The organism is Embleya sp. NPDC127516 (genome assembly GCF_044765325.1).
Taxonomy (GTDB): Bacteria; Actinomycetota; Actinomycetes; order Streptomycetales; family Streptomycetaceae; genus Embleya.
In genome coordinates this window covers 184,766-209,223 of the sequence record NZ_JBIWJT010000010.1, presented here as the reverse complement: position 1 = coordinate 209,223, position 24,458 = coordinate 184,766, and the positions used below count along the sequence as shown (strand labels likewise).

Here is a 24,458-nt window from a genome sequence, read left to right as displayed (position 1 = left end):
ATCAGATCCTCGAAACACTTTCCATCGATTGATCGTTCGCGCCAGACTGCCGACGATCCCACCTCGGGAATCAATGGCAAGTCCGCAACACCATCCCCATCCCCCGGCCCCCGACGACGTGGCGCCGGAAAAGCAGGAGGTGAGCGCGATCTTGACGAATCGGGCGCAAGAGGACCTGGCTCTGGCCAGGCGCAGGCTCGACGATCTGGCACGCGCGGTGCGCGCTCTGCGCCGCACGCTCGGCGACACGTACGGCGTCCGCAGGCTCGGCGACGACGTGGACCGGGCGCGGAGCAGTCTCGGCTTCCTGGCCGAGACGGTCGCCGAGAGCGAACCGGCGGTCGTTCCCGTCCCGACGCCGACCGAAGTGATGTCCGACCTGCCTTACGACCCGGTCCTCTTCGCGGACGCGGACGACGAAGGCGTGGGTGGCATGCGACCGCCCCGCCGCACAGGAAGGTGACGTCTTGGCTACAGGGACGACGGGACCCGCCGGCGGTACCGGCACCAACGCGCCCGGCCGGGCACAGATCCAAGCCCGGCATCTGCGCACGGACCGCTGGTGGCTCTCGCCCGCGGTGACGGTGTCCATCCTGTCCGCGTTCATCGTCTATTCGACCTGGCGCGCGTTCGCGAACGACGACTACTTCGCCGAGCCGTACGTGTCGCCGTTCTACTCGCCGTGTCTGGCGTCCAAGTGCGACAGCATGCCGATGAGCGCGAACGCGCCACTGTTCGGCGACTGGTGGGGCCTGTCCCCCGCGCTGCTGATCCTGATCTTCCCGCTCGGCTTCCGACTGACCTGCTACTACTACCGCAAGGCCTACTACCGGGGCTTCTGGGCGTCGCCGTCGGCGTGCGCGGTCCCCGAGCCGCGCGGCTCGTACTCGGGTGAGACCCGGTTCCCGCTGATCGTGCAGAACATCCACCGCTACTTCTTCTGGTTCGCCACGATCGTGGCGGTGATCCTGTCCTGGGACGTGCTGATCGCGTTCCGCGACGAGCACGGCGCCTGGGGGCACATGGGGCTCGGCACGCTGGTGCTGCTCGCCAACGTGTTGCTGATCTGGGCGTACACGCTTTCCTGCCACTCGTGCCGGCACATCGTCGGCGGCAAGCTCAAGCACTTCTCCAAGCACCCGGTGCGCTACCGCTTGTGGGGTTTCGTCAGCAGGCTCAACGGCCGGCACATGGAACTCGCCTGGGCCTCGCTGTTCAGCGTCGCACTGGCCGATCTGTACGTGTACCTGGTCGCGAGCGGCGCCTTCGACGACCCCCGCTTCTTCTGAGCGCGTCTGCTCCGAGCGCGCTCGCGCAAGCTTCGCCGGTTCGAGCGCGCCTGTTCCGAGTTCGCCCGCCTGGAGCGGCGACTCACCCCCGTGTAAACGCTCCCAAGCCCGAGCATCACCGGAAACACCCCGGCCCAGCCCAGTACAGGAGTGGCACTCGTGTCCGAAGTGGAACGTCATTCGTACGACGTGGTCGTGATCGGCGCGGGCGGCGCCGGGTTGCGGGCCGCGATCGAGGCCCGGATGCGCGGCCTGCGCACCGCCGTCGTCTGCAAGTCGCTGTTCGGCAAGGCCCATACCGTGATGGCCGAGGGCGGGATCGCCGCCTCGATGGGCAACGTCAACTCGCAGGACAGTTGGAAGGTGCACTTCCGCGACACGATGCGCGGCGGCAAGTTCCTCAACCACTGGCGGATGGCCGAACTGCACGCGAAGGAAGCCCCGGACCGGGTCTGGGAGTTGGAGTCCTGGGGCGCGTTGTTCGACCGCACCGCGGACGGTCGGATCAGTCAGCGCAACTTCGGCGGCCACGAGTATCCGCGGCTGGCACACGTCGGCGACCGCACCGGTCTGGAGCTGATCCGTACCCTCCAGCAGCAGATCGTCGCCCTGCAACAGCAGGACGAGCGCGAGTTCGGCGATCCCGAGGCACGACTGAAGGTCTTTCAGGAGTGCACGATCACCCGCCTGTTGACCGTCCCGGACGCGGGTTCCGAGGCCGGCACCCGGATCACCGGCGCGTTCGGCTACTGGCGCGAGTCGGGCCGCTTCACGGTGTTCGACGCGCCGGCCGTCGTGCTGGCCACCGGCGGGATCGGCAAGGGCTTCAAGGTGACCTCGAACTCGTGGGAGTACACGGGGGACGGGCAGGCCCTCGCGTTGCTCGCGGGCGCGCCGCTGATCAACATGGAGTTCGTCCAGTTCCACCCGACCGGCATGGTCTGGCCGCCGTCGGTGAAGGGAATCCTGGTCACCGAGTCGGTGCGCGGGGACGGCGGAGTGCTGCTCAACTCCGAGGGCAGGCGCTTCATGTTCGATTACATCCCGGACGTGTTCAAGGAGAAGTACGCCAAGTCCGAGGCCGAGGGCGACCGTTGGTACAACGACCAGGAGAACAACAAGCGCCCGCCCGAGTTGCTGCCCCGGGACGAGGTCGCCCGTGCGATCAACTCCGAGGTCAAGGCGGGCCGGGGGTCGCCGCACGGCGGGGTGTTCCTGACCGTGGTCGGCCGGATGGCCGGCGGGACCGAGGAGATCCGCCGCAAACTCCCGTCGATGTACCACCAGTTCAAGGAACTGGCCGACGTCGACATCACGGCCGAGGCGATGGAGGTCGGGCCCACCTGCCACTACGTGATGGGCGGGATCGCGGTGGATCCGGACACCGCCGCGACGCCGGGCGTGCTGGGCCTGTACGCGGCCGGTGAGGTCGCCGGCGGCATGCACGGCAGCAATCGGCTCGGCGGGAACTCGCTGTCCGACCTGCTGGTGTTCGGCCGTCGGGCGGGCGAGCACGCGGCGCGCTATGCCGAGGAGATCGGCGAGGCGCGGCGCGAAGCCGCCCAGGAGCAGATCGACGCGGCCGCCGCCGAGGCGCTCGCGCCGTTCGCGGTGGAAAGCGCGGAGAACCCGTACACGGTCCACCAGGAACTCCAGCAGACCATGAACGACCTGGTCGGCATCATCCGCAAAGAGAGCGAGATGACCGAGGCGCTGGGCCGCCTGGAGGAGCTCAAGGCGCGCGCGGCCAAGGCGGGCGTGGAGGGCCACCGGCAGTACAACCCGGGCTGGCACCTGGCCCTGGACCTGCGGAACATGCTGCTGGTCTGCGAGTGCGTGGCGCGCTCGGCACTGGAACGCCAGGAGAGCCGGGGCGGGCACACCCGCGACGACTTCCCCGGGATGTCCGCGCAGTGGCGTCGGGTGGTGCTCGCGTGCTCGATCGTCGACCCGGACGCGGAGCACCTGTCCGTGGCCCTGACCCGGAGCGAGGCCGTACCGATGCGTGCCGACCTGCTCGAACTCTTCGAGCGCGACGAGCTGAAGAAGTACCTGACCGACGCGGAACTTCCCGGGGAGGACGGCTGATGTCCTACAAGGCGGACTTTCGGATCTGGCGCGGCGACGAGGCCGGCGGCGAGCTGTGCGACTTCAAGGTCGAGGTGAACGAGGGCGAGGTGGTCCTCGACATCATCCATCGCCTGCAGGCCACCCAGGCGCCGGACCTCGCGGTGCGGTGGAACTGCAAGGCGGGCAAGTGTGGTTCGTGCAGCGCCGAGATCAACGGCCGGCCCCGGCTGTTGTGCATGACGCGGATGAGCACGTTCACGCCGGAGGAGGTGGTCACGGTCACCCCGATGCGCACGTTCCCGGTGATCCGCGACCTGGTCACCGACGTGTCGTTCAACTACGCCAAGGCCCGGCAGGTGCCCTCGTTCACGCCGCCGCCCGGCCTGGAGCCGGGCGAGTACCGCATGCAGCAGGTCGACGTCGAACGCTCGCAGGAGTTCCGCAAGTGCATCGAGTGCTTCCTGTGCCAGAACACCTGCCACGTCATCCGTGACTTCGAGGACAACAAGGCGGCCTTCTCCGGCCCGCGCTTCCTGATGCGGATCGCCGAGCTGGACATGCACCCCCTGGACGTCGCGGACCGGCAGAAGGCCGCCCAGGAGGAGCACGGCCTGGGCCTGTGCAACATCACCAAGTGTTGTACGGACGTGTGTCCGGAGAACATCCACATCACCGACAACGCGCTGATTCCGATGAAGGAGCGGGTCGCGGACCGCAAGTACGACCCGCTGGTGTGGCTGGGCAACAAGATCCGGCGACGGGGGTCCGGGGACTGAGGGGCGGGACGACGCTCGGCCCAGAGCCTCGCGTCGTCACCTGGGCCGGCCGGAAATCGCCGGTCGGCCCAGCACCGCGCGCAGAGCGTCGGCCAACGCGTCCATCCGCTCGGCCGCGACCCGCTCGCCCTCCGGACGCCCGAGCATCGCAAACGCGCGCGGCCCGCGCAGCTCCGCCACCGAGTCGGGCGGTCGCGGCACGATGTGGAAGTGCACGTGCGCGAACCCCTCGCGCTCGGCGAACTGCGCCACATAGGTCTTCGTGCAGCCGGTCACCTCGCGCAACGCCCGCGCGAGGGCGACCTGCCAGGTCCCGAGCGTGAGCGCCTCGGCCTCGGTCAACTCCGCGATCGACTCGACATGCCGCCGAGGAACCAGCACCAACCACCCCTCGAGCGCACTGTCGAACGCGTGCGCCACCCGCCAGTGCGCGTCGAACGCGACCCGCTCCCGCGTCGGCAACTCCGCGAACAGCGCCTCCTGCTCGCAGGAGTGGCACCCGGCCGCACTCGATCCCATCCGGCGGTCCCCCTCGATTACGCCCCGGACGACGTGCCGTCGTACGGCACATCAATGAACCGGACGGCGGTTCCGCCGATGGCGGGGCCATTGTTTGTTGTCGACCGGCGCGGCCGGCCGTGTCGATTGTCCACGGCGTCGATCGGCAACGGCTACTCCGGCAAAGGCAGTTCGAACCAGACCGTCTTGCCGTGGCCGGACTTTCGGCTGCCCCAGCGTTCGGCGAGTTGGTTGACGAGTTGCAGGCCGCGGCCGCCCTCGTCGGTGTCCTCGGCCTCACGCATGCGCGGAAGGGTGGTGCCGGCGTCCGCGACCTCGCACAGCAGGGCCCGGCCGCGCAGCAGGCGCAGTCGGATCGGGCCCGCGCCGTAGCGCAGCGCGTTCGTGACGAGTTCGCTGACCAGCAGTTCGGTGATGTCGACCAGCGCGTCCAGGCCCCACTCGGTGAGGGTCTTGCGGCTGAGTTCGCGGGCGCGGGAGACCACCGCGGGTTCGGCCGGCAGCCACCAGGAGGCGACCGAGTCCTCGGCGAGCGCGTCCAGGCGGGCCACGAGCAGGGCGACGTCGTCGAATCCCGGCTCCTCGTGCACGTCCGCGACCACCTTGTCCGCGGTCTGCTCGAGGGTGCCCAGGGGGCCCGCCACGGCAGTGCAGAGCAGGTCGATGCCGACGTCGAGCGAGCGATCACGGGTCTCCACCAGGCCGTCGGTGTACAACACCAGGGTGCTGCCCGACTCGACCGCGAAATCGCCCTGTTCGAAGCCGAGGCCGCCCACCCCCAGCACCGTCCCGGGCGGGTTGTCGACCACGCGCGGCCGGCCGCCCGGCGGTACCAGGACCGGCGGCATGTGCCCCGCGCTGGCGAACTCGCAGGTGCGCGCCACCGGGTCGTAGACCACGTAGACACACGTCGCGTAGTGCAGCTCGCCCAGGCCCACCACGATGTCGTCCAGGTGCCCGAGCACCTCGGCCGGCGGCAACTCCAGGCCCGCGAGCGTGCGTACCGCGGTGCGCAGTTGGCCCATCACCGCCGCCGCGTGCACGCCGTGGCCCATCACGTCGCCGACCACGAGCCCGATCCGGCCGCCGGACAGCGGGATCACGTCGTACCAGTCGCCGCCGACCTCGGTCACCGAACTGCCCGGCAGGTAGCGGTGCGCGACCGCGATGCCCGGCAGCGTGGGCAGGTTCTGTGGCAACAGGCTGCGCTGGAGCATCACCGCGGTCTCGCGCTGGTGGTGGTACAGCCGCGCGTTGTCCACCGAAACGGCCGCGCGCGAGCCCAGTTCGGTGGCGAGCGTGAGGTCGTCCGGGTCGAACGCGGGTCGGCCCTCGCCGCGTCCGAGCAGCATCGTGCCGAGCACCACGCCCCGGGCGCTGAGCGGCACCACGATCATCGTGTGCAGGCCCAGCGCGCGGGCGGCCTCGGCCCGGCCGGGATCGTGGATCAGCTCGTCGTACATGTCGTCCTGCACGTTGCGCATCAGGTACGAGCCGCCCGTGCGCAGACATCGGCCGAACGTCGAGTCGGCCGCGTAGACCAGGGTGCTGCCCTGACGGAGCAGTTCGTCGGTGTATCGCCCCGGGCGCGCGCCGCGCGAGGCCACACGTTGCAGGCGGGCCTTCTCGGCGTGCGCGCCGGGCGGGATCTCCTCGCCCTGCACGATCGCGTCGAGCAGGTCCACCGCGGCCAGGTCGGCGAAGCCGGGCACCACCGACGCGGTCAGCTCCTCGGCGATCCGGGGGATGTCCAGGGTGGCGCCGAGTCGGGTGCCCGCCTCGTTCAGCAGCGCGAGCCGCTTGCGCGCGGCGTCCACCTTGACCATCGCGTAGTGCCGCTCGGTCACGTCGATCAGCGAACAGCTGATGCCCAGGATCCGGCCGCCGGGCGCCTCCAGCCGGTTGTACGACATCGACCACACGGTGCGCGGGCTGCCGTCGGTGGGGATCGGGCCGAAGATCCGCGAGTCGACCACGGGCTCGCCGGTCTCCAGCACCCGCTGCTGGATCGTGCGCACCCGCTCGGTGTCCATCCCGGGACGGACCTCCTCGAGCCGGCGCCCGATGTGTTCCTCCACGGGCAGCCGGTTGATCGCGGCGAGCGCGTCGTTGACCGCGACGTAGCGCAGGTCGGCGTCGAAGATGCCCACGCCGATCGGCGACTGGTCGAACAGCGCCTCGCGGATCGCCAGGTCGGCCTCGACCTTGCGCACCACCGTCGAGTCCATCGAGGTGATCAGGACGAACCGGTTCCCGGCCAGGTCCTCGGCGAAGGCCGCGCGCGACTCCACCGTGCACAGCGTGCCGTCGCCCCTGCGCATCGTGTACGAGCCGGCGAAGACGTCCGCACCCGCGACGGCCTGCCCCGTGGCGGCCTCCTGCGCGGCGGTGAACGGCGGATGCACCAGGTCGACCGCGCGGGCTCCGAGGATGTCCTCGCGTCGATAGCCGAACAACTGCTCGGCGGCGGCGCTCCACATCACGATCCGACCCTCGGCGTCGAGCACCCACGTGGCCGACGGGACGAGATCGAACAGGGAACCGGGCGCCGTGGATCGCCGGGTCGCGTCCCCCGGATTCCGATCGGCTTCTCGGCGCTGCTCCATGGACGGCGGATCCCTTTGTCGCTGCTACTCCGGACCGTTTTCCCGGTTGATCACGTTCTCAAGCCCGGCCGCCGGGTGCGGCCGAGTCGACCCGACAGGTGTTCTCGGCGGCATTTCGGGGCCTGTGGACCGCTTCTCCGACTCGGCCGCGACCGGTTTCGCGAGCACCTTCGCGACCAGTTCCGCGGCCGGGCGATCGGGGGCCAGCCAGTCGAGCCCGGACACCTCGCCGGAGCCGAGCCAGCGCAGCGCCGAGTGGTCCTGGAGCGCCCGGGGCTCGCCCGCGACCAGGTCGGCGAGCCACACGTGCAGCACATACCCACGCGCGAGCGGCCAGGCGCCGGGCAGCCGGCGTACCGGTCGCACCGTCGCGCCGAGCTCCTCGTGGCACTCCCGGACCAGGGCCGCGGCCTCGCTCTCGCCCGGCTCGACCTTGCCGCCGGGGAACTCCCAACCACCCGCCAACTCCGCCGGCGCGCTGCGGCACGCGGCGAGTACGCGCCCTCGGTGGAGGATCGCGGCGCCGACGACGATGCGGGTCCCGGTCATGGCGGACAACTCTACGTGCCGAGCGGTCGCCGTATGAGGCAACCTTGGACGGTTCGCGAACGTCTGTCTTCGGGGACATGCTCGCGAAACGGACCGGATCCGGACCCGGATCACCGAACGAGGTGGGGTGGCTGTGGCGGGATTCCGGTGTACCGGCCTGCGGGTGTGCCGGGTGCTCGCGGTGTTCGCCGCGGTCGCGGCGGTGCTCGCGGTGTTCGCGCTGGCCCGGTTGACGGCCCGCCAGGACGGCCCGGCCGCGGCGACCGGATCCGCCGCCGCGGACACCGGGTGCGACGGGCGGGACCGGCAGGGGTGGGTGGCCGTGCCGGTGTCCTTCTCCGGCGAGACCTACCGGGTCCAGGCGTACGTCCCGCGCAGCTACGACGGCGCCCGGCCGCGGCCGCTGGTGCTGAACCTGCACGGCAGCAACAGCACCGGCGCGGCGCAGATGGCCATCACCGGTCTGGGCGCGTCCGCCGAGCGCTACGGCTTCGTCGTGGCGATCCCGGAGGGCGGCCTGAGCTACCCCGGGACGACCGGCGGGCGGGCCTGGAACATCCCCGGTGTGCCGCTGTACGGCGGCCACCCGGCCGCGGTCGGCGGCCGGGACGAGGTCGGCTTCGTCGGCGCCACGCTGGACGCGCTCGACCGCTCGTTGTGCCTGGACGACCGGCGCGTGTACGCGACCGGATTCTCCGGCGGGGCGCGGATGACCTCGCTGTTGGCCTGCACGCTGAGTCGGCGGATAGCGGCCGTGGCGCCGGTCGCGGGCCTGCGCGCGGACGGCACCGACGGCGCGCGGCCGGCGCCGTGCCGACCGATCCGACCGGTCCCGGTGCTGACCTTCCACGGCCTGGCCGACCAGGCCAACCCCTACGACGGTGGGCGGGCGTCGCGCTGGACCTATTCGGTGACCGAGGCGGCGCGGCGCTGGGCGGCCGTCGACGACTGCCCGAGCACGGCGGTACGCACCCGCGTGTCCCGGCACGTCGAGCGCACGGCGTACACCGGCTGCGCGGGCGGCGCGGCGGTGGTCCTGTACACGCAGTCCGACGCGGGGCACACCTGGCCGGGCGCGGCGGGCACCGAGGTGCGCGGCTTCGGCCGGATCAACCAGGAGATCTCGGCCAATGAACTGATGTGGGCGTTCTTCTCCGAGTACACGCTGTGAGGGCGCGAGGAATGCCCGGGGATCGCGCGCGGCAGCACCTAGCCGGACCGCCGCTCAGGGCTTCGGCCGCAACCGATCGAAGCCGCGCATGATCGCGCGATGCGCGGGACGTTCCACCAGCACCGTGAGCAGCCAGCCGAGCAGCACCGCCAGCACACCCAACGCGAGCAGTTGCCCCACCGCGCCGACGCCGTGGTCCTGGAGTCGGCGCATCACCACGTAGCCGATCGACTGGTGCACCAGGTACATCGCGTAGGTGATCCCGGCCGTCCACTGCAGCGCGCGACCCGCCCACGCGGGCACGCATCGGTCCCAGTCCGGCCCCAGCGCCGCGACGCAGATCGCGGCGATGCCCAGCGCGAGTCCGACCGTCCAGGACGCGTGCCGGGTCTGGCACAGGTGCACGAACGAGCACGCGCCGAGCAGGAACACCGCGTGCGGGCCGCGGACGCGATGCCGTGACCACAGGTGCACCCCGATGCCGGCGACGAACAGGTGCACGCGGTAGAGCCCGAACCCGTCGTAGAGCGTGCGGAACGCCTCCGATTGCAGGTGCAGCCGGACCGGCAACAGGAACAGTTCGAGGCACAACACCAGCCACAACGTGCGCACCGTCGCGTCCCCGTGCACCCGGCGCGAGCGCCACAGCGCGAAGATCGCGGTGAACCACACCAGTTGCAGCGGAATCGTCCAGTAGGCCGCGTCCACATAGGTGTACGACTGCGGTTTCCAGTTCCAGAGCATGGCCAGATTGGCGAGCACGTCGCGCAGGTTCGGCGCGTACCATCCCGGCGGCGCGCACAGCCGCAGGAACAGCGACGTGCCGAGCACGCCGACGAAGAACGCCGGCAACATCCGCGCCATCCGGCCGACCCACCAGCGCACCACGTCGCCCTTGCGCAGCGAGACCGCCGCGAAGTAGCCGGACACGACCAGGAGCAGGCTCGCGCCCAACTGGTACGGAAAGACGAACGGACGCGCGGCCAATTCGGGATGCCACTGCCGGGCCAGATGGGTGCCGTGGAACAGCAGCACCAGCCCCACGAACGTCACCCGCAGCAGATCCCAGCTCACCCGGCGCCGCTTCGCGGACTCCGATCGACGCGACGTGTCGTTTCCGGGCCGTTCCGCTGAGCTGAAGGGCATCCGACGTCTTCCCGTGGACGGCGTGGGTGGAGTGGACCTGGTCCTGTCCGGGGCGCGGCGCACCGACGGCCGGCCTCGACAAAGGACCCTATTACGCGCGCTTTGCCGCGCGGGCCCCGGTGGAGCACGCGTGGCCGCCCGTACGATGGACACATGTCGTCAACCAGCCGCGTCCTGCTCGCCGCCCCCCGGGGGTACTGCGCGGGCGTCGACCGAGCCGTCGAGACCGTCGAGAAGGCCCTCGATCTGTACGGTGCGCCGGTGTACGTGCGCAAGCAGATCGTGCACAACAAATACGTCGTCGAGACGCTGGAGAAGCGCGGGGCGATCTTCGTGGACGAGACGGCGGAGGTGCCCGAGGGCGCCACGGTCGTCTTCTCCGCCCACGGTGTGGCTCCCGTGGTGCACGAGGAGGCGGCGGCCCGTTCGCTGCGCACGATCGACGCCACGTGCCCGCTCGTGACCAAGGTGCACAAGGAGGCCGTGCGCTTCGCCGAGGAGGGCTACGACATCCTCCTGATCGGCCACGAGGGCCACGAGGAGGTGATCGGCACCGCCGGTGAGGCGCCCGATCACATCCACCTGGTGGACGGCCCCGAGGGCGTCGCGAACGTCGAGGTGCGCGACCCGTCGAAGGTGGCCTGGCTGTCCCAGACCACGCTGTCCGTGGACGAGACCATCGCCACGGTCAAGGAGTTGCGCAAGCGGCTCCCGCTGCTGATCGACCCGCCGAGTGACGACATCTGCTACGCGACGCAGAACCGCCAGGTCGCGGTCAAGCAGATCGCCGCCGAGTCGGACCTGGTGATCGTGGTCGGCTCGACCAACTCGTCCAACTCGGTGCGGCTGGTCGAGGTCGCGCTGGAGGCGGGCGCCCGGGCGTCGTACCTGGTCGACTACGCGGAAGAGCTGAAGGACGAGTGGCTGGAGGGGGTCGGCACGGTCGGCGTCACCTCCGGCGCGTCGGTGCCCGAGGTGCTCGTGGACGGCGTGCTGGCGTGGCTGGCCGAGCGCGGCTTCGGCGACGTGCACATTCACCGATCGGTGGAGGAGCGTCTGCAGTTCGCGCTGCCGCAGGAGCTGCGCCGGGACCTGCGCAACGCCTGAGGCCGCGCGTGCCGGTGGCGGGCGCGGGGTGCGTGATGTGGGCGACTTGTCGGTGACGGGCCGGTCCGAGGCATCGGACGGGCCCGTCGGCTTTTCGGCGCCCGCTCGGCTCTTTCGAGCGCACCCGCGAGCCTTTCGGCGCGCCCGGGGCCTTTTCGGCGTACGCGGACCCGCCCCGCGTATCGCGGGCTCGCGGGATTCGCGCTACGGGTGGTCGGCCGCGCGGCGTTTGACCAGGACGACGACGGCGGCCAGGGCGGTACCGCCCCACAGCAGACCGGCCTTGAAGGACAGCGCGGTGATCAGGTCCAGGCCCACCCGGGAGAGATGGCTCTCCTGCGTGTCGTCGCCCAGCAGGGTGCTCACGAGCACGACGGTCGTGGCGAACGCGATCGGCGGCGTGATGATCGCGGCGAGCCAGTCCTGGGCGCGCACCTTCCAGGCCACGAACACCGAGGCGACCAGGAACGCGAACCCGAACACGAATCCCAGCCGATCGGTGGCCAGGTGGTCGACGAGGCCGCCGAGCAGGGTGCCGCCGAAGCCGAACACGGCCGCACCGGCGGCGGTCAGGCCGCTGCCGGACGGGCGGTATCCGCCGGGCGCGCCGTTCGCCCGCCGCGAGGGGGCGCCGGGGCGACGAGGGTGGGGCCGAGGGCCGGTGCGCTCCCGGGGCGGTTCGCGGTCGGCGGGTGTCGAGGCCGGTGGAATCGGCGCGGACGAAACGGATCGACGGCGCACGGCGTCACCTCGTCCCGGCGCCGGCACGGGCGGCCTTTTCCGGGGGTTCCGGGTCGGTACGGGACGCGCTCCCGCTCGGCTGCGCTGTTCCATCCACCCAAGGTATTGCCGCATCACGGTCAAAACCGTCCAAGAACACGAAAAACCTCACTCCGCCCGTGTCGAAACGTCCGCCCGGTCGCCGCTCACCTCGTCCTCGACCGATCTGTTTCCTGCCCCCGATTTCTCGGGTTCACCAGGGAGGACGCTTTCCCGGCCGGGATTGGTGGCAGTTCGGGTCGAGTAATTCACCCGGGTCGTCGGATGGGCGTGGCGTCGGTCACGCCCGGGCGCCGCTCTCCACCGTGTCCACGGCGTGAACCACCTCGGCGGTGCCGAGGACCTGGACCGGGATGGCGCGCGAGGCGGCGTACCAGCGCAGGTCCACGGCCAGGTACGGCAACATCTCCTTGCCCAGGAAGTTGATCGTGTGCTGCTTGCGGCCGCCGGCCCGCATCGCGCAGCGCACCACCGCGTAGCAGGGGCTGTCACCCGCGTTGGCCTTGAGCTTGACCTCGACCGAGGAGATCTCCTCCCAACGCAGGCCGCGCGTGCGGAACAGGCCGTGGAAGACCAGACCGTTGGGGCCGATCGAGAGCTTGCGGTACTGGTAGAGCGCGAAGCCGACGAGTACGAAGAGGCTGAGCCCGCCGTAGAGGGCCACGGCCACGACGGTCGGCAGTCCGAGGCCGGCCAGGTCGAGGAAGCCGAGCGCGATCGGGATGAACGCGGTGAACAGCAGGACGCGCATGGGCTTGGACTCCCACAGCACGCCGTCGATGAGCTGCCTGCGGTTGTGCTGGGTGTTCGAGGTGCGGCTCATCGATGTCCCCGTCGTTGAGTGGCCGGCGTACGAAACCAGGGATGCTACTGGCCACAGGCCACCACCTACACTTTCCGAAGGCGCTTGTATGTCCGCAGCGCGCCACATCGATCGCCGAGAAGCCAGGGAATCCAGTTGTCGCTCACCATCGGAATCGTCGGCCTGCCCAACGTCGGCAAGTCGACGCTTTTCAACGCCCTGACCAAGAACGACGTGCTCGCGGCGAACTACCCGTTCGCGACCATCGAGCCGAACGTGGGCGTGGTGGGCGTGCCGGACCCGCGTCTGGACAAGCTGGCGGAGATCTTCGGATCGGCCAAGAAGGTCCCGGCCACGGTCGACTTCGTGGACATCGCGGGCATCGTGCGCGGCGCCTCCGAGGGTGAGGGCCTGGGCAACAAGTTCCTCGCCAACATCCGCGAGTCGGACGCGATCTGCCAGGTCATCCGGGTCTTCACCGACCCGGACGTGGTGCACGTCGACGGCAAGATCTCGCCGGTCGACGACAAGGAGATCATCGAGACCGAGCTGATCCTGGCCGACCTGCAGACGATCGAGAAGGTCCTGCCGCGCCTGCAGAAGGACTCGCGCCTGCAAAAGGACAAGGTCGCGGTCGCCGCCGCCGTGGAGAAGGCCAAGCAGGTGCTGGAGGCGGGCACCACGGTCTTCGCCGCCGGCCTCGACCCGGAGCCGCTGCGCGAGCTGCACCTGCTCACCGCCAAGCCCTTCCTGTACGTCTTCAACGTCGACGAGGACGAACTGGTCAACGAGGAGCTCAAGGACGAACTGCGGGAGTTGGTCGCGCCGGCCGAGGCAATCTTCCTGGACGCCAAGATCGAGTCCGAGCTGATCGAACTGGACGAGGCCGAGGCGCTGGAACTGCTGCAGAGCCTGGGCCAGGAGGAATCCGGCCTGTCCATCCTGGCCCGGGTCGGCTTCGACACCCTGGGCCTGCAGACCTACCTCACGGCCGGCCCCAAGGAGGCCCGCGCCTGGACCGTCGCCAAGGGCGCCACCGCCCCCGAGGCGGCCGGTGTGATCCACACCGACTTCCAGCGCGGCTTCATCAAGGCCGAGGTGATCGGCTTCGACGACCTGGTCGAAACCGGCAGCCGCGCCGAGGCCCGCACCAAGGGCAAGGCCCGCATGGAGGGCAAGGACTACATCATGCAGGACGGCGACGTGGTGGAGTTCCGCTTCAACGTCTGACCATCGCCGGTCGCCGCACCGGCACCGCACACCGTACGGGTCCGCCTTCTCGGAGGCGGGCCCGTCGCCGTTCTTCCGGCTTCGCCAATGAAAAGTGGTACGTTATTCGGTACCACTTGCCGAAAGGTGTGACGTCATGTCGATCACCGCGAGCGAGGCCCGCAGGGATCTCTTCCCGTTGATAAAGAAGGTCAACGACGATCACGAGGCCATCGAGATCGTCTCCAAGCACGGGAACGCCGTCCTCATCTCCGCCGAGGACTACGCGGCCCTGCGGGAAGGCTCCTACCTGCTGCGCTCGCCGGCGAACGCTCGTCGTCTGCTCAAGGCCTACGAGAACGCGCTGAGCGGCGGCAACGTCTCCGAGCGTGCGCTGGTCGACCCCGACTCGGCGAATGACGAGGTCGACACCGAGTGAGGCTCGTCTTCGAGGATCACGGGTGGGAGGACTACACCTCCTGGCTCAGGAACGACCGCAAGATGCTCGCCAGGATCAACAAGCTGATCGAGGATGTGCGGCGCGACCCCTGCACCGGGATCGGCAAGCCCGAGCCGCTCAAGTACCACCTGCCCGGCGCCTGGTCGCGGCGGATCGACGACGAGCACCGCCTCGTCTACCTGGTCGCGGACAGCGAGGTCGTTATCCTCGCCGCCCGCTATCACTACTGACGCCGGCCGAACTCGAGACGTCGAAGGCCCGTGGCCGGAGGCGGCCCGGACACCGTCCGGAGCCTCGAACACTCCGCCCACGGTGCCTTCCAGCATTCGCCGGAGCGGCACACACGGAGGGCCGGCTGCCCGCGGCGGCATCGCGATTCTCCTATCCCTGGAAACGCACGTGGGGGTCGATCTGTTGTGCGGGTCGCCGGCCTCGGCGCGCGTCGTCCCGGGCGGGCGGTCGGCCGGTTAGCCTCTGGGGATGGCTCTCACGACTTCCGCCGACGCGCCCCTGCCCGTGGCCGAGATCTCTCGGTTGATCGGAGGGTGGATCGATCGGCTGGGGGATGTGTGGGTCGAGGGGCAGATCACGCAGCTCAGTCGGCGACCGGGGGCGGGCGTGGTGTTCATGACGCTGCGGGATGCCGAGCAGGATGTGTCCATCTCGGTGACCTGCTATCGGAAGGTCTTCGACGCGGTCGGGGACATCGTGGCCGAGGGCTCGCGGGTGGTCGTGCACGCGAAGGCGGACTGGTATCGGGCACGTGGGACGTTGTCGTTGCGGGCCGCGGAGATCCGACCGGTGGGGATCGGCGAGTTGTTGGCCCGGTTGGAGCAGCTCAAGCGGGCGCTGACCGCCGAGGGGCTGTTCGATCCCCGGCACAAGCAGGCGTTGCCGTTCCTGCCGCATCGCATCGGCCTGGTCTGCGGGCGCGCCTCGGCGGCCGAGCGGGACGTGTTGGAGAACGCCCAGCGGCGTTGGCCGGCCGTACGGTTCGCGGTGCGCAACGTCGCGGTGCAGGGGGTGAGCGCGGTGTCGCAGGTGGTCGAGGCGATCCGCGCTTTGGACGCGGACCCCGACGTCGACCTGATCGTGGTGGCCCGGGGCGGCGGCAGTGTGGAGGACCTGTTGCCGTTCTCCAGCGAGGAGTTGGTACGGGTCGTCTTCGCCTGTACGACGCCGGTGGTGAGCGCGATCGGGCACGAGCCGGACTCGCCGCTGCTGGACCTGGTGGCCGACTATCGGGCGTCCACGCCCACCGACGCCGCGAAGCGGATCGTGCCGGACATCCGCGAGGAGATGCACCGGGTGCACCAGGTGCGCGATCGGGGGCGGCTCGCGCTGCGGGCCCGGCTCGATCGGGAGTACCAGGGGTTGCGGGCCGCCCGTTCGCGTCCGGTGCTGGCCGATCCGCAACGCATGGTGGACCTGCGCGCGGAGGAGGTGGCCGCCCTCGTGGACCGCTCCCGGCGCACCCTGCGCCACCTCCTGGACCGCGCCGAGAGTGACCTGGCGCACACCCGCGCGCGGGTCGTCGCACTCTCCCCCGCGGCCACCCTGGAGCGCGGCTACGCGGTGTTGCAGCGGGCGGACGGGCACGCCGTGCGCGATCCCGCGGAGGTGGCGGCCGGCGAGCGGTTGACCGCCCGGGTGGCGGCCGGACGCTTCGACGTGGTCGTCCCGAAGGACTGATCACCCCGGAGGCGCCCGTCGGCAAGCCCGTCACCGGCCCCGACTCGAACCCACCGCCGAATCCACCGGCGACCGCCCCGGCCCGATCGCCACGCCCCATCACGCCACACGTCCCGCCTGCCCCCAAATCCCCATCATTGACCCGTTCGTATGACAAGCAGTCATGTCTCACCCGATCGGCGGCGAAAACGGCTTAGTTTGCGCGTGTGTTGCGTCATCTGCTCGCCGCGTCCGCGCTGTTGCTCACCGGCGTCGCCACGTCCTCCGTGGCCGCCGCCGACGACTCGCCCGCGCGGTGGAATCCGTCAGCCGCCGACTCCTACGTCAACTACGTCGCACCGAGGGACCCGCTGCCGCCCGACGGCCCGCCGGGCGCGTCCCCCGAGGTCCGTGAGCGCGCGCTCGCGGCCGACCGACGGGCCCGGCAGTACGACCGCAAGTTCGCCGCCGGCAACCCCGCCCCCGCGCGCCGGCTCGCCCGGGCCGAGGCGACCGCGGCCCGAACCGGGGTCAGCCCACGCGCCCAGGCCGGGGCCGGCACCCGCGACGCCCGGCTGTTGACCATCCTGGTCGAGTTCAACGACCACGCCGACGACGACTTCTCCGGTTTCAGCCGACCGACGAGCGTCGCGGACCCGACCTGCGTGACCGAGCCGCCGGGCACGGTCAAGAACGGCCCCCGGCACAACCTGCTCCCCGACCCGGCCGTCGCCGGCCGGGACAACAACACGCTGTGGGTCCCGGACTTCGACAAGGCCCACTACGACCGCATGCTCTACTCCGAGGAGGGCATCACCGAGCGGGTCCGTCCCGACCTCACCGGCCCGGACGGCCGGCCCGGCGTCAGCCTCGCGGGGCTGACCATGCGCAACATGTACCGGGAGATGTCGCACGGCGCGTACACGATCGGCGGTGAGGCCGCGGGCTGGGTGAGCGTGCCGCACTCCGAGGCCTGGTACGCGGCCGGCCACTGCGGCGCGATCCGCCAGGACAACAGCGGCAGTCCACAGAACCCGCGCGGAGTGCGGCAGTTCGTCACCGACGCGGTCGACGAGTTGGCGAAACAGCAGCCGAACCTCCCCTGGGCCGACTACGACCGGGAGGACCCGGGCGACGCCGACGACGACGGCGACACCCAGGAGCCCGACGGCGTGATCGACCACCTCGTGCTCGTGCACGCGGGCAAGGACAAGTCGGCGGGCGGCGGTGCCGAGGGCACCTACGCGATCTGGGCGCACGCGAGCACCGTGCTGCGCGGACACCCCATCCCGGGCACCGACCTCAAGGTGGCGAACTACATCGTCCAGCCCGAGGACTCCGGAGTGGGCGTGTTCGCCCACGAGTTCGGCCACGACCTGGGCCTGCCCGACCTGTACGACAACTTCAGCGGCGGCGAGACCGACGTCGACTTCTGGGACCTGATGTCCTCCGGTTCGCACGCCGGGCCGCTGTTCCAGACCATGCCCACGCACCTGGGCGCGTGGTCGAAGTACGTGCTGGGCTGGATCGATCCGCCGGTGGTGCCGGTCGGCGGCGGCTCGCGTACCGTCTCGCTCGGCGCCGCCGCCGAGCCCGCGCCCGGCACCCTGGCCGCGGTTCGGGTGGACCTGCCCACCGAACGGGTCCGGATCGGCACCCCGCACAGCGGCGCGAACATGTGGTACTCGGAGCGGGACCAGGAATGGTCCGACGCCCGCCTCGTCCGCGACCTCGCGGTGCCCGCCGGCGGGTCCGCGACCTTCTCGATGTGGAACGACTACACCATCGAACAGGACTGGGACTTCGGCTTCGTCGAGGTGTCCACCGACGACGGCGCGAATTGGACCCAACTCGCCGTGCACGACGACGCGGGCAACCTGGTCAGCACCCCGCCCGGCTATCCCGACCCGAACCGCAACCTCGCCGAGTTGCGCAAGGTCAACGGCCTCACCGGCGACACCGGCGGCTGGCGGCACGACAACGTCGACCTGGCCCCGTACGCGGGGCAGAGCATCAAGCTGCGGCTGGACCTGAACACCGACGCCGCGTTCATGGAGAAGGGTTGGTTCGCCGACGACTTCTCGCTCACCAACGGCGGCGCCACGGTGTGGTCGGACGACGTGGAGAGCGGCGACAACGGCTGGACCGCGATCAAGGGCACCAACACGGTGACCCGCGGGGCCGGCTGGGGCCGGACCTCCGGCGAGGTCGAGCGCGAGCAGTACTACCTGATGGAGTGGCGCGCGCCGGTCGGCTTCGACCAGGGCCTGCGGTACGCGTACACCGCCGAGCACAGCGACGCACGCGGCGTGCGGGTGCGCCGACTGGCCTACGACGTGCCCGGCATGCTGGTGTGGCTGCGCGACGCCGAGTACCAGAACAACGGCGTGAACTTCAATCTGAGCGCGCCGCCCAGCTACGGCGCCAAGGGCCAGACGCTGCTCGTGGACGCGCATCCGGATCCGCGCCGGTGGACCGGCGAGGCCGGCGAGCACTACCTGGTCAAGAGCAACCCCCGGAAGAATTTGGAGAGTCGAGCGCAGTCCGCGGACGCCGCCTTCGGTTTCCTGCCCACCCCGGCGTTCGGGGCGTGTCACGGCAACGGCGCGTGGTGTCAGGACTTCGCGGCCCGCGAACCGGTCCGCGCGTTCGGCGACGACCGCGGCTGGGCGCCGGGGGTCGAGTACGTCGACGGCGCGCCGGTGGACCGCTTCACCAACGGGTCCACCGTGGTGCCCGCGCGCGGCCCGTACAGCACCCGCGTGGTCGACGCGGACGGCGCGCCCGATCCGGCGCACTACGGCGTGCCGTACAAGGGCTCCGTGCTCGGCACCGGCGATCCCGGTCCCGACCTCGCCTACGGCGCCTCGGCCACGCTGGTCGCGCCGCTGTCGAGGGAGCGTCCGGACCGCGGCGCCGCCGTGCGGGTCACGTCGGCCCGCCCGTGATCCGGCCTTAGGCTGGCGGCATGAGCGAGCAGACCGCACCCGCGCCGGACGAGGCACCGGCCTACGAGCAGGCCCGTGACGAGCTGATCGAGGTCGTGCGCCGCCTGGAGACCGGCGGCATCACCCTGGAGGAGTCGTTGGCCCTGTGGGAGCGCGGCGAGCGACTCGCCGTGGTGTGCGAGCAGTGGCTCGACGGCGCCCGGGCCCGGCTGGACGCGGCGGTCCGGGCCGAGCGCGCGGGCGTCGAGTCGGACGAGGCGGTCGAGGAGGACTGACCCGCCGGCGCCGCGCGCCGCGCACGGCAGAAGGGGCGCTCCCGAATTCGGGAGCGCCCCTTCCGTTGGAACCGGTACGCGGCTACCCGCACGCGAGGAACACGTGCGCGGCGGCCGCTACTTCTGCGCCGGCAGGATCCAGACCACCGCGCCGGAGTTGCCCGGCAGCGGGAGCACCGGCAGCGCGGTCACGCCGTAGCCCTTGTCGAAGCCCGGGTTGCCCGTGCCCAGTTCGGAACCGTGGAACAGCTTGCCGAAGTTGTCCCGGTCCAGCGAACCGTCCGCCTTGGTGACCTTGGTCGAGTACGGCGCCTTCGCCGGCACCACGGTCGAGCCGTAGCGGTCCTTCGGAAGCACCCGACCCTTGTAGAGCTCGGTGCCCGGTGCCCAGCCCACCGTGTCGGTGAACAGCGTCACCGGCGCCTGCGCCGGGAACGACGTGCAGTACGCGGTACCGGGGATGCAGTCCGTGAACGGCGACGTCTTGACGAACCCGAACGCCGCGTTCGCGGCCTGCGGCCGGGTCGGCAGGTTGGCGAAGACGTTCCGCCGCTCGATGTTCGGCGTGTTCGGGTCGACCTGCGGGAACTGCGCCGCGGCCTCGCCGGTGTAGCGCAGCGGGTCCGGGTGCGAGTCGACGATCAACAGCTCGCCCTTGGGGCCCCACGAGGGCCCGTTGTCGATGTTGAAGTTGACGCCGTTGTTCTGGTACTGGTTGTCGCGCAGCCAGACCAGCATGCCCGGCGCGTTGTACGGCACCCGGTTGGTCTTGCCGTTGACGCCCCCGGTGTACGCGTACTTCAGGCCCTCGTCGAAGCCGGACAGGTTGCGCCACTCGAGCAGGTAGTACTGCTCCCGCTCGAAGGTGCCGCCGGTGCGGCCCCAACCCTCGCCCTTGGTGATCGCGTTGGTGCCCTTGATCGCGGTCCAGCCGTTGTCGCCGCTCTCCACGTCGTCCGACCACACCGTGGCGCCGCCGTTGGTGAGCGAGAAGTCGTCGGCGAACCAACCCTTCTCCATGAACGCGGCGTCGGTGTTCAGGTCCAGCCGCAGCTTGATGCTCTGCCCCGCGTACGGGGCCAGGTCGACGTTGTCGTGCCGCCAACCGCCGCTGTCGCCGGTCAGACCGCTGGTCTTGCGGAATGTGGCCAGGTTCTTGGTCGGGTCCGGGTAGTCCGGCGGCGTGCTGACCAGCTTGCCCGACTCGTCCTTGACCGCGAGCTGCTTCCAGGTGGCACCGTTGTCGGTGGACACCTCGACGAAGCCGAAGTCCCAGTCCTGCTCGATGACGTAGTCGTTCCACATCCAGAACTTCACGTCCGTGCCCGCGGGCACCGCGATGTTCCGCTCGATCCGGATGTCGGACCAAGCCTGGTCCTGACCGGAGTACCACATGTTCTGGCCGCCGTGCGGCGTACCGACCTTGACCTGCTTGTTCGGCAGGTTCACCCGGATGCCCCGCGAGGTGCCCTTGGGCGTCTTGGCGGCCTGGCCCAGGGTGGCGACCTTGGGTCGGTCACCGACCTTGACCAGGTCGGGGGTCAGCCAGCCGAGCGCGTACTTGTCCCAGATGCCCATGTGCGCGGGCTGCGACTGGAACAGCGCACCGGTGTGCGAACCGGCCGACATCAGGTCCCAGAAGTTCAGGTCCGTCTGGCCGGCGCTGAAGTTGTCGTACAGGTCGGGCAGGCCCAGGTCGTGGCCGAACTCGTGGGCGAACACGCCCACTCCGGAGTCCTCGGGCTGCACGATGTAGTTCGCGATCTTGATGTTGCTGCCGGGCACCTGGTGGCCGAAGAGCACGGTGCTCGCGTGCGCCCAGATGGAGTAGGTGCCCTCGGCACCGCCACCGGCCGACTTGTCCTTGCCCGCGTGCACCAGGACCAGGTGGTCCACCACACCGTCGGACTCCTGGGTGTTGCCGTCGTGGTCGGCGTCGCCCGGGTCTTCCTTGTCGTAGTCGGCCCACGGGAACTTCGGCTGCTGCTTGGCCAACTCGTCGACCGCGTCGATGGCGAGCTGCTGTGCGCCGAGCGGGTTGGCCGGGCTGCCGCTGTTGTCCTGCTGCGCGTTGCCGCAGGCGCCCGCGCCGTACCAGGCCTCGGAGTGTGGCGCCTTGACCCACGGCGTCGCCTCGCCGGAAACCGAGTACTTTCCGGCCGACATCTCCTCGTACATGTTGCGCATGGTCTGGCCAGCGAGGCTGATGCCCGGCTTGCCGTCCGGCCCCGTGAGGTCGGTGCGCATGCGCTCGGTGATGCCCTCCTTGGAGTAGAGCATCTTGTTGTAGTGGGCCTGGTCGAAGTTCGGCACCCACTGCGAGTTGTTGTCGTTCGGGTTCAGCGCCGGGTTCGGGATCCGGTTGTGCAGCGGCCCGTTCTTGATCGTGCCGGGAGGCTCGGTCACACAGGTCGGATCCGAAACGCTGGTCGGTCGCTTGAAGCCGGAGAAGTCGTCGTTGGCCTGGTCGTTGAACTCGACCAGGACGGTGAGCAGCTTCGCGGTCTGCTTGGCGTCGACGGGCTTGCCGCTGCGCTCGGCCTTGATCTCGGCCGGGCTCTTGCCGGTACGCCCGGCCTCGGCCTCGAGCTCCTTGATCTGGGCGGCGGCACGGGGGTTGCCGTCGGAGTTCTTGCGGTCGGCCGCGGCGTTCTGTGCCTTCAGCGACGCGGCCTTGGCCGGGTCGCCGGGCAGCGCACTGGTGTCGATGGCCGCGTCGACGGAGTTGACGTAGTGGTCCTCGGGGCCCGGATTCCACACCGCCTTCGTCGTGTCGACGCGCGTAGGCGTGGCCGATGTCGAGGGCGCGGTCGTGGCCGCCAGCCCTGTGATCGCCAGCGCGGAAACGGACAACAGCGCCACACGGCGTTTGACCCGCCGGGCGCCGCTCGGGGGCGTCGGGCCCCTCCCGGGTATCGCTGGACTCAACGTGCTCCCCTTTCCGACCGGGGGGCGACCCCCCGGACGCAAAGCGACGTCGCGCGGGATCTGATCAAGCGCACACGACATCGGGACGGCTCGGAAAGCTCGGCGGACACGCGAGGGCAACCATCGGGTCACGACGATGCCGACTCGTGTTCGACCGGGCTTCCGGACCCTAGGGGCGGGAGTAACGCGCGGGGCAGAGGAGGGCGTGGGGTCTTTACAATCTCTTTACAAGCCACTGCACATCCTGTTCACCCGAGCGCCCGAGTCGCCCCGATATGGCCGACGGATTCGCCGGCCATCGGCTCACGGGGCGGCAGTTCGCAGGGATGCGGCGAGAACGGTCAAATCCTCGAAAGTCGCATTGCCGGTGACCATCGTGGTCACGCCGTCGCGAACGCGGACCAGCGAGCGGTACTTGGGTCCGTCGTAGGCCTTCCACTGCTCGCCGACCACGTCCCGGTTGCCGACCGGCTGCCCGCGCTTGCCCTTGTCCCGGACGAGTTCGTCGGTGAAGCCGTTGGTCTGCTCGACGGCGGCGTACTTGTCGTTCGGGTTGATGAAGCCGATGTGCCACGTGGTCTGGTTGCGGTCGTACCCCGAGTAGTTCACCGACGTCGCGCGCCACTGCTCGCTCAGCCCCTGCGGCGCGAGCAGCGGATACGGCGAGACCCGGGCCGCCTGGCGGAAGGACTGCTCGTACTGCACCCGCTTCACCGGATCCCCACCGTTGTGCGGTGCCACCAGGAACAGCGCGCCGACCACGAGGCCGCATGCTCCGAGGGAAAGAACCATGTCCCGGACGGTCTCTCGACCCGACTTTGTCGCCACCGGAACATGGTCGCATTGCGGGCCGGCTCGTTTTGCACGGCCTACCTGCACCGATAACACCGCTCACCGATAACATCGGGGCAATCCCGTTGGAACCAGTCCGGACTCGGGGCCGCGCAATCGCCGTGCCACCCGCACCGATGACGCACGGCTCCCGGGGATCAGGGCACCCCTCGTGGTTACGGACCGGTTCCCCTACAGGAAGGCCCGCCAGATGACGGACCAATCTGTACCCCCGCAGCTCGAGGTCGCGCCGGAAGCCCCGGATCGCAACCTCGCCCTCGAACTCGTCCGGGTCACCGAGGCCGCCGCGATGGCCGCCGGCCGCTGGGTCGGTCGAGGTGACAAGAACGGCGCGGACGGCGCCGCCGTGAAGGCGATGCGCAGCCTGATCCACACCGTGTCGATGAACGGTGTCGTGGTGATCGGCGAGGGCGAGAAGGACGACGCCCCGATGTTGTTCAACGGCGAACGGGTCGGCGACGGCTCCGGGCCCGAGTGCGACGTCGCGGTCGACCCGGTCGACGGCACCACGCTGACCGCCAAGGGCATGAACAACGCGGTCGCGGTGATGGCCGTGTCCGAGCGGGGCAGCATGTACGACCCCTCCGCCGTGTTCTACATGGAGAAGCTGGTCACCGGCCCGGAGGCGGCCGACGTGGTGGACCTGACCGCGCCGATCGCGGAGAACATCCGCCGGGTGGCCAAGGCCAAGCACAGCGCCGTCGAGGACGTCACGGTCTGCATCCTGGACCGGCCCCGCCACGACTCGATGGTCAAGGAGATCCGCGAGGCCGGCGCCCGGATCAAGTTCATCACCGACGGCGACGTGGCCGGCGCGATCATGGCGGCCAAGGACGGCACCGGCGTCGACCTGCTGCTCGGCATCGGCGGTACGCCGGAGGGCATCATCACCGCCGCCGCGATCAAGTGCATGGGCGGCGTGATCCAGGGTCGCCTGTGGCCCAAGGACGAGGCCGAGCGGGCGAAGGCGATCGACGCGGGCCACGACCTGTCGCGCGTGCTGCTGACCGACGACCTGGTCCGCGGCGACAACGTCTTCTTCGTGGCGACCGGCATCACCGACGGCGAACTCCTGCGCGGCGTGCGGTATCGCTCGAGCACGGCGCTCACGTCGTCGCTGGTGATGCGCTCCAAGAGCGGCACGATCCGCCAGATCGACAGCCAGCACCGGCTCGCGAAGCTGCGGGCGTACAGCGCGATCGACTTCGACCACGCGCGTTAAGGCCGTGCGGCCGGGGGTTTGACCCGGCCTGCGGCCGAGGGTGGCCTCAAACGCCGGCCGGGCCGAAAACGGCTCGGC

21 protein-coding genes are annotated in these 24,458 nt (G+C 70.3%); 13 read left to right on the top strand and 8 right to left on the bottom strand.

Annotation, left to right across the window (positions count from 1 at the left end):
• Positions 1–139: 139 nt before the first annotated feature.
• From ACIRL2_RS21120 to ACIRL2_RS21105, 4 genes are all read left to right on the top strand, one after another.
• Positions 140–463: a hypothetical protein gene (locus ACIRL2_RS21120; RefSeq protein ID WP_395870449.1), complete on the top strand. Its 324-nt coding sequence runs from the start codon at positions 140–142 to the stop codon at positions 461–463.
• Between the two features lie 4 nt (positions 464–467).
• Positions 468–1,289, top strand: coding sequence for a hypothetical protein (locus ACIRL2_RS21115; protein WP_395870448.1), 822 nt, complete (start codon positions 468–470; stop codon positions 1,287–1,289).
• Between the two features lie 159 nt (positions 1,290–1,448).
• Entirely contained in the window at positions 1,449–3,377 is a 1,929-nt protein-coding gene (locus ACIRL2_RS21110) for a fumarate reductase/succinate dehydrogenase flavoprotein subunit (protein ID WP_395870446.1), read from the top strand.
• Positions 3,377–4,135, top strand: a complete 759-nt coding sequence (locus ACIRL2_RS21105) for a succinate dehydrogenase/fumarate reductase iron-sulfur subunit (RefSeq protein WP_395870444.1) — start codon at positions 3,377–3,379, stop codon at positions 4,133–4,135. The genes ACIRL2_RS21110 and ACIRL2_RS21105 overlap by 1 nt, the downstream gene beginning before the upstream one ends.
• A gap of 36 nt (positions 4,136–4,171) precedes the next feature.
• Here the strand turns inward: ACIRL2_RS21105 and ACIRL2_RS21100 are convergent, their stop codons facing one another.
• The 3 genes from ACIRL2_RS21100 to ACIRL2_RS21090 form a co-directional block, all read right to left on the bottom strand.
• Complete coding sequence (locus ACIRL2_RS21100; protein ID WP_402233961.1) at positions 4,172–4,654, bottom strand: HIT family protein; 483 nt, start codon at positions 4,652–4,654, stop codon at positions 4,172–4,174.
• A 152-nt stretch (positions 4,655–4,806) separates the two neighbouring features.
• A complete protein-coding gene (locus ACIRL2_RS21095) occupies positions 4,807–7,260 on the bottom strand; it encodes a SpoIIE family protein phosphatase (protein ID WP_395870437.1) in 2,454 nt (817 codons plus the stop codon).
• Positions 7,261–7,284: 24 nt separating this feature from the next.
• Positions 7,285–7,809 (bottom strand): (deoxy)nucleoside triphosphate pyrophosphohydrolase, encoded by a 525-nt coding sequence (locus tag ACIRL2_RS21090; protein WP_395870435.1) that lies wholly within the window; start codon positions 7,807–7,809, stop codon positions 7,285–7,287.
• A gap of 127 nt (positions 7,810–7,936) precedes the next feature.
• Here ACIRL2_RS21090 and ACIRL2_RS21085 point away from each other — a divergent pair, with 127 nt between their 5' ends.
• A complete protein-coding gene (locus ACIRL2_RS21085; protein ID WP_402233958.1) occupies positions 7,937–8,980 on the top strand; it encodes an alpha/beta hydrolase family esterase in 1,044 nt (347 codons plus the stop codon).
• Between the two features lie 54 nt (positions 8,981–9,034).
• On the opposite strand, the gene ACIRL2_RS21080 is transcribed toward ACIRL2_RS21085, so the two are convergent.
• Positions 9,035–10,054: an acyltransferase gene (locus ACIRL2_RS21080; protein ID WP_402233956.1), complete on the bottom strand. Its 1,020-nt coding sequence runs from the start codon at positions 10,052–10,054 to the stop codon at positions 9,035–9,037.
• A gap of 225 nt (positions 10,055–10,279) precedes the next feature.
• Here ACIRL2_RS21080 and ACIRL2_RS21075 point away from each other — a divergent pair, with 225 nt between their 5' ends.
• Complete coding sequence (locus ACIRL2_RS21075; protein ID WP_395870429.1) at positions 10,280–11,233, top strand: 4-hydroxy-3-methylbut-2-enyl diphosphate reductase; 954 nt, start codon at positions 10,280–10,282, stop codon at positions 11,231–11,233.
• A 204-nt stretch (positions 11,234–11,437) separates the two neighbouring features.
• On the opposite strand, the gene ACIRL2_RS21070 is transcribed toward ACIRL2_RS21075, so the two are convergent.
• Entirely contained in the window at positions 11,438–11,974 is a 537-nt protein-coding gene (locus ACIRL2_RS21070; RefSeq protein WP_402233954.1) for a DUF6542 domain-containing protein, read from the bottom strand.
• 319 nt (positions 11,975–12,293) lie between these two features.
• Positions 12,294–12,836 carry a hypothetical protein gene (locus ACIRL2_RS21065; protein WP_395870425.1) on the bottom strand — a complete coding sequence of 181 codons (543 nt, stop codon included), beginning with the start codon at positions 12,834–12,836 and terminating at the stop codon, positions 12,294–12,296.
• Between the two features lie 135 nt (positions 12,837–12,971).
• On the opposite strand from ACIRL2_RS21065, the gene ychF reads away from it, so the two are divergent.
• The 6 genes from ychF (at position 12,972) to ACIRL2_RS21035 (ending at position 19,378) form a co-directional block, all read left to right on the top strand.
• Positions 12,972–14,045, top strand: coding sequence for a redox-regulated ATPase YchF (ychF, locus tag ACIRL2_RS21060; RefSeq protein ID WP_395870423.1), 1,074 nt, complete (start codon positions 12,972–12,974; stop codon positions 14,043–14,045).
• A 136-nt stretch (positions 14,046–14,181) separates the two neighbouring features.
• A complete protein-coding gene (locus ACIRL2_RS21055; RefSeq protein WP_395870422.1) occupies positions 14,182–14,463 on the top strand; it encodes a type II toxin-antitoxin system Phd/YefM family antitoxin in 282 nt (93 codons plus the stop codon).
• Complete coding sequence (locus ACIRL2_RS21050; protein ID WP_395870420.1) at positions 14,460–14,714, top strand: Txe/YoeB family addiction module toxin; 255 nt, start codon at positions 14,460–14,462, stop codon at positions 14,712–14,714. Before ACIRL2_RS21055 ends, ACIRL2_RS21050 begins: the two co-directional genes overlap by 4 nt.
• 250 nt (positions 14,715–14,964) lie before the next feature.
• Positions 14,965–16,176, top strand: coding sequence for an exodeoxyribonuclease VII large subunit (xseA, locus tag ACIRL2_RS21045; RefSeq protein ID WP_402233951.1), 1,212 nt, complete (start codon positions 14,965–14,967; stop codon positions 16,174–16,176).
• A 206-nt stretch (positions 16,177–16,382) separates the two neighbouring features.
• The gene (locus ACIRL2_RS21040) at positions 16,383–19,103 is read left to right on the top strand and encodes an immune inhibitor A domain-containing protein (RefSeq protein WP_402233949.1); all 2,721 of its coding nucleotides are present in this window, start codon (positions 16,383–16,385) and stop codon (positions 19,101–19,103) included.
• Between the two features lie 20 nt (positions 19,104–19,123).
• The gene (locus ACIRL2_RS21035) at positions 19,124–19,378 is read left to right on the top strand and encodes an exodeoxyribonuclease VII small subunit (RefSeq protein ID WP_395870415.1); all 255 of its coding nucleotides are present in this window, start codon (positions 19,124–19,126) and stop codon (positions 19,376–19,378) included.
• A 117-nt stretch (positions 19,379–19,495) separates the two neighbouring features.
• Here the strand turns inward: ACIRL2_RS21035 and ACIRL2_RS21030 are convergent, their stop codons facing one another.
• Entirely contained in the window at positions 19,496–22,240 is a 2,745-nt protein-coding gene (locus ACIRL2_RS21030; protein ID WP_402233947.1) for an immune inhibitor A domain-containing protein, read from the bottom strand.
• A gap of 369 nt (positions 22,241–22,609) precedes the next feature.
• Complete coding sequence (locus ACIRL2_RS21025; RefSeq protein ID WP_395870411.1) at positions 22,610–23,134, bottom strand: DUF4245 domain-containing protein; 525 nt, start codon at positions 23,132–23,134, stop codon at positions 22,610–22,612.
• 214 nt (positions 23,135–23,348) lie between these two features.
• Between ACIRL2_RS21025 and glpX the strand changes: the two genes are divergently transcribed.
• Positions 23,349–24,380: a class II fructose-bisphosphatase gene (glpX, locus tag ACIRL2_RS21020; protein ID WP_395870409.1), complete on the top strand. Its 1,032-nt coding sequence runs from the start codon at positions 23,349–23,351 to the stop codon at positions 24,378–24,380.
• Positions 24,381–24,458 lie beyond the last annotated feature (78 nt).

Excerpts from the sequence above, each read along its gene's own strand:
- ACIRL2_RS21065 (WP_395870425.1), bottom strand. The coding sequence starts at position 12,836 with ATGAGCCGCACCTCGAACACCCAGCACAACCGCAGGCAGCTCATCGAC.
- ACIRL2_RS21095 (WP_395870437.1), bottom strand. The coding sequence starts at position 7,260 with ATGGAGCAGCGCCGAGAAGCCGATCGGAATCCGGGGGACGCGACCCGG.
- glpX (WP_395870409.1), top strand. The coding sequence starts at position 23,349 with ATGACGGACCAATCTGTACCCCCGCAGCTCGAGGTCGCGCCGGAAGCC.
- ACIRL2_RS21100 (WP_402233961.1), bottom strand. The coding sequence starts at position 4,654 with ATGGGATCGAGTGCGGCCGGGTGCCACTCCTGCGAGCAGGAGGCGCTG.
- ACIRL2_RS21105 (WP_395870444.1), top strand. The coding sequence starts at position 3,377 with ATGTCCTACAAGGCGGACTTTCGGATCTGGCGCGGCGACGAGGCCGGC.
- ACIRL2_RS21035 (WP_395870415.1), top strand. The coding sequence starts at position 19,124 with ATGAGCGAGCAGACCGCACCCGCGCCGGACGAGGCACCGGCCTACGAG.
- ACIRL2_RS21090 (WP_395870435.1), bottom strand. The coding sequence starts at position 7,809 with ATGACCGGGACCCGCATCGTCGTCGGCGCCGCGATCCTCCACCGAGGG.
- ACIRL2_RS21075 (WP_395870429.1), top strand. The coding sequence starts at position 10,280 with ATGTCGTCAACCAGCCGCGTCCTGCTCGCCGCCCCCCGGGGGTACTGC.
- xseA (WP_402233951.1), top strand. The coding sequence starts at position 14,965 with ATGGCTCTCACGACTTCCGCCGACGCGCCCCTGCCCGTGGCCGAGATC.
- ACIRL2_RS21055 (WP_395870422.1), top strand. The coding sequence starts at position 14,182 with ATGTCGATCACCGCGAGCGAGGCCCGCAGGGATCTCTTCCCGTTGATA.